Source organism: Blautia acetica (genome assembly GCF_038739805.1).
Classification (GTDB): Bacteria; Bacillota; Clostridia; order Lachnospirales; family Lachnospiraceae; genus Blautia.
On the sequence record NZ_JBBEWO010000049.1, the window covers coordinates 1 to 1163 of the forward strand.

Here is a 1163-nt window from a genome sequence, read left to right on the forward strand (position 1 = left end):
CTTCATCTGACAGGGGAAGATATGTTTTTCTCATAGTGTTCATCCTTTCTTAGATAACACTATTTTACCACACATCATCCATAAAATATATAGCAGTTATTTAATTTACTTTATACTAGATTACTTTGACAGCCTGCAGATAATTATCACAGAGCCTTTTTCGAGCTATACGGAAGAACAGCAGCTTTCTGACCTGGCTGATGGAATGGCAGCAGCAGTAGAATACAAAAAGAGCTGCCATTCATGACAGCCCTCCTTCTTTACGCACGTTCAGAAAGTGTTTTGCATTCAACTGCAAGTGTATAAAATGCATTTTTAAGGCTCCTGCTGTTGCAACGAAGCATTACTTCCTGGGCTTTACGGCCTCTTTCAATAGCCTTTTCTTTGACCATAGAACGATATTGTTCCTCCGTCATGAAATCTTTCCAGGTTAAATGGTTCATTTTGCAGGCAAGATATCCGTCTGCATCACATTTCAGAGCAACATCATGCCCGTAATTTGGCTTTGCATCTGAATATAAAAATGGAGTGAGAATATACCCAGGAGAATGAATTCCAAGCAAGTCAGCTTCTTCCTTGGATAAATGAAATACTTCTTTTTTCTTCTCCATCCTGGAAGTGTAATACCAGTCGGGCCGTCCCTCCAGTTCCCACAGGATATCGGCAGCTTTCCCATATTCCACACCAAGAGTATAAATAATCAAATCGATTGCATTGATTGCAGCACCACATGCTGTGCAGTATAGATTATTCCAGCCTGGCTTAAAATAACAGTTTGTTGCATGACGATCTGCATGCTGCGGCAATGGACACAGTAAGAAACAGGATGTTCCTTTTCTTCTAACCGGTATGCCAAGGTAATTGACCACCGTTTCAATGTCCGCTTCCTGTTTTAATCTTGCGTAATTATTTTTTGCCATAACAAAAATCCTCCCATATCTGATTCTTTTGTTTCAATATGGAAGAATTTTAAAATCATAAATAAGGAGAACACCCATGACAGTAAAAGAATATACTACAAAATTAAATAATCAGAAAAATACTTAAGTCAGCAACCACCAGTTCAACTGGTGGTTTGATATTAGCCCTCAAAAGGGCTTTATTACTGCTCGCCCCGAAGGGCGGTGTCGCAAGCACGTTTACTGGTCCGCTATAAAGCGGTA

The 1163-nt window shown here is 39.7% G+C and carries 2 protein-coding genes; both read right to left on the reverse strand.

Annotated features, from left to right (window positions below; translation table 11 throughout):
• Window positions 1-115: 115 nt before the first annotated feature.
• A complete protein-coding gene (locus tag WBS51_RS15125; protein ID WP_342694163.1) occupies window positions 116-241 on the reverse strand; it encodes a hypothetical protein in 126 nt (41 codons plus the stop codon).
• 19 nt (window positions 242-260) lie between these two features.
• A complete protein-coding gene (locus tag WBS51_RS15130) occupies window positions 261-920 on the reverse strand; it encodes a CHC2 zinc finger domain-containing protein (RefSeq protein WP_342694164.1) in 660 nt (219 codons plus the stop codon).
• Between the last annotated feature and the right edge of the window lie 243 nt (window positions 921-1163).